At 41.6% G+C, this 5404-nt stretch carries 6 protein-coding genes; 1 reads left to right on the top strand and 5 read right to left on the bottom strand.

The genetic code is table 11. From position 1 onward, the window contains the following. Window positions 1-112 precede the first annotated feature (112 nt). A complete protein-coding gene (gene rlmE, locus ASV53_RS22340) occupies window positions 113-733 on the bottom strand; it encodes a 23S rRNA (uridine(2552)-2'-O)-methyltransferase RlmE (protein ID WP_062687907.1) in 621 nt (206 codons plus the stop codon). A gap of 160 nt (window positions 734-893) precedes the next feature. Here rlmE and ASV53_RS22335 point away from each other — a divergent pair, with 160 nt between their 5' ends. After that, window positions 894-1634 carry a TrmH family RNA methyltransferase gene (locus tag ASV53_RS22335; RefSeq protein WP_094958739.1) on the top strand — a complete coding sequence of 247 codons (741 nt, stop codon included), beginning with the start codon at window positions 894-896 and terminating at the stop codon, window positions 1632-1634. A gap of 330 nt (window positions 1635-1964) precedes the next feature. Here the strand turns inward: ASV53_RS22335 and ASV53_RS22330 are convergent, their stop codons facing one another. From ASV53_RS22330 to ASV53_RS22315, 4 genes are all read right to left on the bottom strand, one after another. Continuing rightward, the gene (locus tag ASV53_RS22330; RefSeq protein WP_094958738.1) at window positions 1965-2738 is read right to left on the bottom strand and encodes a helix-turn-helix transcriptional regulator; all 774 of its coding nucleotides are present in this window, start codon (window positions 2736-2738) and stop codon (window positions 1965-1967) included. Between the two features lie 28 nt (window positions 2739-2766). Then, a complete protein-coding gene (locus ASV53_RS22325) occupies window positions 2767-3303 on the bottom strand; it encodes a YbhB/YbcL family Raf kinase inhibitor-like protein (protein WP_062687904.1) in 537 nt (178 codons plus the stop codon). 177 nt (window positions 3304-3480) lie between these two features. After that, the gene (locus tag ASV53_RS22320) at window positions 3481-3999 is read right to left on the bottom strand and encodes a PaaI family thioesterase (protein WP_239928892.1); all 519 of its coding nucleotides are present in this window, start codon (window positions 3997-3999) and stop codon (window positions 3481-3483) included. A gap of 268 nt (window positions 4000-4267) precedes the next feature. Continuing rightward, window positions 4268-5332 (bottom strand): DUF1254 domain-containing protein, encoded by a 1065-nt coding sequence (locus tag ASV53_RS22315; RefSeq protein ID WP_094958737.1) that lies wholly within the window; start codon window positions 5330-5332, stop codon window positions 4268-4270. Between the last annotated feature and the right edge of the window lie 72 nt (window positions 5333-5404).

The raw sequence follows: 5404 nt of genomic DNA, 5'->3' as shown, positions 1-5404 counted from the left end.
TTTCCATACGGCTAACCTCAGTAATTTAGTAGATTTATCTAAAGTATAGTTCACCCACTTAAATACTGAACAGAGCCGTACAAAAATGTAAAGGGGAGTTAATTGGCTCGTGCTAGCCTTTAAATCCTTTGCCTACCACATAGACTTCTCGAGAACGTGGACGTGAAGCTGAAGGCTTACGAATAATGACTTTGTTAAAAGAAGTTCGAACATCTTTCACATACTCTTCGTACCCAACGCCTTGGAAAACTTTAGCACAAAAGTTACCGCCCGGTTTTAGGACATTACGCGCCATATCTAACGCCAACTCAACCAGATAAATTGAGCTGTATTGGTCAGTCGTTTTTACGCCACTCAAGTTAGGTGCCATATCCGAAATCACCACATCAACCCCTTTGCCATCTATGGTTTCCACGATACGCTCATACACAGCTTCATCAGTGAAATCGCCCTGAATAAAGGTGACGTCCATTAGGCTATCCATAGGTAAAATATCAGAGGCAATCACCTTGCCATTATCCCCAACGATCGGAGCGACAATCTGTGACCAACCGCCCGGTGCCGAACCAAGGTCCATAGCGATATCTCCCGGCTTGATAAGCTGATCTTTTTCGTTAATTTCAATCAACTTATAGCTTGCTCGTGATCGATAACCATCGACTTGAGCTTTTTTTACATAAGGATCGTTAACGTGTTCATCGAGCCATTTCTTACTGGTTTTTGAACGTGCCATAGGTTGTTCGCCGTGCTGGTAAAATATAGGAGCGCTATTGTAATCATGTCCCGTTGTTTTGCAAATATCTCCTGACTTCCAGTGGTGACATTTTGCCAAACAAAAGAGTACAATCCCTGCGAAAACTTGGTAAGGCACAATATATTAAACTGGACCATCTATGAAATTGGATAATGCAAAGAAGCTGCATCAAAAAAAATATCGTGAGCAGTTTGGCCACTATTTAGTTGAAGGGGAGCACCTGATCCTCGAACTGGATAAAGCAGCACTGGCTCAGCCCTATCTAAAAAACACCATTTTATATGTGACTAATGAGTATCAAGCATGGGCACAGCAGCTCAATCACTCTTACACGATCATTGAGATTAATAAAAACCAGATGGCTGGACTGAGTGATACCAAAACACCACAAGGTATCATCGCCTGCGTTCCTTTACCGACTCAAACAGAGAGATCACCTCTGCAAGACGGTGAGCGCTGTATCTACTTACATGAGGTACAAGACCCCGGTAACCTGGGCACTATTTTGCGTAGCCTAGCGTGGTTTGGGCACTTTCGCTTGTTATTAAGTAACAACAGTGTCGATCCCTACAATCCAAAAGTAGTGCGCTCTAGCATGGGAGCCATTTTTCACTTGCCTCTAGAGCAAGGTGTTGAACTTACTGAGTTAAATCAGCGTTTTAAGCGTTTTGCTTATCTTGATATGCAGGGTGATAAAGTTAACACGCCACAATTTTCCGACTATGATTGTTACCTATTTGGTAACGAAGCTCGTGGCGTACCAAAACAAGCCTTAGCTGATTGTAACGCGCAGCCTTTTACTATCTCAGGTAGCGGTAAGATTGATTCATTAAACTTGGCTAGCGCTGTTAATATATGCGCTTATCAGTTGTCGATCTAAACGTACTATTACAACTGGTCATAAGTTGATTTCCCCCTATAAGAGTTAATATCAAAAACCAGACTTAACAGCAGAGTTTACTTGTTTGAAGCTATATCGGCTTCTCTCCGAGTTCAGATTATCAGCCTCCCCAAAGGAGGCCAAATTGAGTCTCCACTACACGTAGCACTCCGCCATATTCAGAAAGCCTCGACAGAAATGTCGAGGCTTTCGTCGTTTTTTTGGAGGGGTCATTCTCCCACTCTCATGAAATACGCACCACATTAAATACTTAGACGTTATCTTCGAAAAGTTGCCAAGAATGTTTAAGACTTATTGGTAAATATCAATTTATAGCGTTTTCATATAAGCACTTGGGGTTAAACCAAACTTTCGCTTAAAGCGCTGACTAAATCTTTCTTCGGATTGATAACCACATAATTGCGATAACAATGCGACGCTACATTGTTCATTTTGCATCAGGTATAACGCATGATTTAGCCTTACCTCTGCCAGCAATTCGCGATACTGCATCCCTTCATGCTTCAACTTGCGTATTAAGGTGGCACGGCTCATCGCAAAGTGCTCAGCAGCAGATTCTAGCGGATGTTCTTCTCCTGGGGAGTGTGATAAATACTGGCTTAACTTATGACTAAAGCACGTATTAGCACTGGGAAATAACAAATGTAATACTCCCCTCTCAGCCAGTTGTTGATAGAGCCCCATCACCAAAAATGTTTGCGTTTCTTTGCTTAATTGACTTAATTCAAACGAAAACAATGCATCTAATGTCGATTGCAAAGCACGATCAGTATTGATCATAGGTGCATCTAGATCGCTTGCTATTGATTGGCTCAGCGTCAGCATAGCTTCAGTCGGCGCACAGTGAAAACTAAAGACTCTAGAAAGAAAGTGTCCTTTTTGGGGCAGGTTTTCAAAGCTTAAGCAAGCCGATGCTTCACACAATAAAAGTTGAGATGGAGAGAGCGCAATCGTCGACTCTTTCCAATATAACTGCTTACTGCCCGAAATAATTTGGATAATACTTGGGGAGTGAATCCTAACATTGCGCAACTGCTGGAGCTGTTCAGCCCTAAATATAGTGACTTGGTATTGGTTATTCATCACTTCCCCTGATGTTTCATATCTAAGTTTAACGCGTATAAGTCGCAGTTAAGGTCACTTTATCCAGTGCCATGCTGTTCAACGTAAATCCTGCAACGGCAGCCGATGTATCTTCATTCAAATTTAACTTTTCTGTCGGTAGTGCCCAAACCGTAAATTGATAGCGATGCATGCCATCATTTTCTGGCGGACAAACACCACCAAACCCGACAGTACCGTAATCAATCCGTAGATTTTGGCCCCCCAATTTTTCAATGTTCACACCACGGGGTAGCTCACTCACCGAGGCGGGAATATTAATCGCAACCCAATGCCAAAAACCACTGCCAGTAGGCGCATCAGGATCAAACGCTGTAATGGCAAAGCTTTTCGTCCCTTCTGGGGCATCTTTCCACATTAATTGCGGTGACAGATTACCGCCATCACACCCCCAGCCTTTATATTCAAAAGTCTTAGCCATTGGATGACCTTCTTGAATATCTTTACTGCTAACTTCGAATGCATACACTGGCGCTACAAGGGCAAATATGCTGAGTGCGAGAACCGGTTTAATCAAAAATTTCATGATGGAGTCCTTCGTTGTTTAAGAGAGGTAAACCACTTCGAGGTATGTCACTTTAAGGTATAGCGCTTCGAAAGTGTTGAGTTCGAAATAAGTATATTCGCTCCAAACGACAACCACCCACCATTAAGTATCACAAGACGCGACCGATACTTAATTTTTGATACTTTATGTAAATACTCATTGACGCTTCATAAAACGAGCAGTGCTTTTTGCCATGAGTTGCTGTTCAACATAAATTCCTGCTTCAACTTTATAGAGTGTTAAACAAGACGATTTTATTTCACCTCGAATAAGCATTTCTGCATTAAGGGGAATTTCTGCAAGATAACGAATATTCATATCGCCAGTAACAGCTTCAATTCCTTGATTAAATATCGCTTGGCACATACCAGCATCTAACAATGATGCGATAAAGCCACCATGTAAAATACCTTGATAGCCCTGTTGATGGATGCTGCCTTTTGCTTTGCTCCAAACAGCCCCTTGTTGATCATTGTAAAAATCGAGTTTTAGGCCAAAAGTTGGCTCAGTACCACACAACATACAATGTTGATGACTTTGGTGTTTAGCCACTTTCTCGACTAAACGTATCGCGTTAAATGACTCGCACTTATCTATATCTGCTTGTAACAAGCTTTTGTTTGGGTTATCCATTTTCCACTCTTTCTGCTCAATACCCATCATGGTATAGCGCATTTATACGCCTAGTTATTGGCATATGCCATAAACCATACCCTATATCGAGTGGAATCTAATTTTGCGGCTAACCGCCTTTCGCAATTAATTGATTTAAAGAAGAGAATACGAAACTCACTGATCTGCTTTTCAGCATATTGTTGCCATCAATAACGACCAATATGGAATGGAACAGCAAAGCCGCTAGCTTTTACCCTAGCGGCTTATTTTTGCTTACTTAGCACTATTTTTACTATCAACACTGTGGCTGCATTTAAGCAAATCTAAACTACTGCGCTTTGACCATAGGTAAAATACGGTAACCATCGATACGCACCATATCACTCGGTTGATAATGACGGATACCTAAGTTAAACACACCTGATTCATTGGCTGTTTCAATGTTATTAGGGGCATCAGCACCACAACCAAAACTCACAGTATAAGTACCGTCTTTATTGACTGTCGCGGTATTAGAACTAACGTTCGCAACATCATTAAACATGAAGCCAGATTTGTTATAAACAGTAATAGACCAGAACGCTTTATCTTCGGGGTCTTTAAACGTCGCTTGGTGACACTGTTCTGCTGGGTAGTTACCTGAAACTTCATAGATATTATCTATCATTTGTGCGCCCCCCCAACCGATCGCAGCCCCTACTTCATACTTTTCTTGCGTAAATAACTTACTCGATTCATCATCAAAGCCTGTAAACATACCCGTTAATGCATTGCTGCCATCACGTTCATTTAGCATCGGCATTTTAGCTTTCAACTCATCTTCAACCCGTTTGAAAGATGCTTCGTTTACCGGTTCGGATGTAAACAGCTTCGCGCTATTGGCATTGATCTGCATTTTATCTTGATACATCGCTGCTTCTTTTTCAGTAAACGTCGCATCAAGACGAATAACCAAATACAGGTGATCACCAGTATGAGTAGACAACTCGAATGTACCACCACCGTAGTACATTGGTTGAATGCGATGGTCTTCTGTTACAGGCTGAACCGATATGTACTTGCCTTCAGGAAGTTCAGGCATAGTGACGGTTGCCCCTTTTGATACATCAACCACAGCCATCGAGTAATAGGTATCACGATTCATTCGAACCACAGGTTGCTCATCAGTGGGAGTTAGTTGGCGTTTATGCAGAAACTTATTTACCCCCACCAAATCTTGATTCTTAAGGATCTGATGAGATGTCTCATCTGTTGGGTAAGTACCTGGCGTTACAACCGAACCATCAGCCGTAAAAAAGGTATCCAAACTATTTGCTGGTTGCGCAGCAGATACACAACTAGCGGCAAAAACAGTACTCAATAAAACACTTTTAGTGATTTGAGATAATTTCATCTTATAGCTCCTCAGCTGACAATCTATTCTTAAGGTTTGAGCAAATAATATACAGAACTCATTATTAATAAA

Source organism: Photobacterium sanguinicancri (genome assembly GCF_002265265.1).
GTDB lineage: Bacteria > Pseudomonadota > Gammaproteobacteria > Enterobacterales > Vibrionaceae > Photobacterium > Photobacterium sanguinicancri.
Note: the sequence above shows the minus strand (reverse complement) of the source record. Positions and strands in the feature narration are given on the sequence as shown.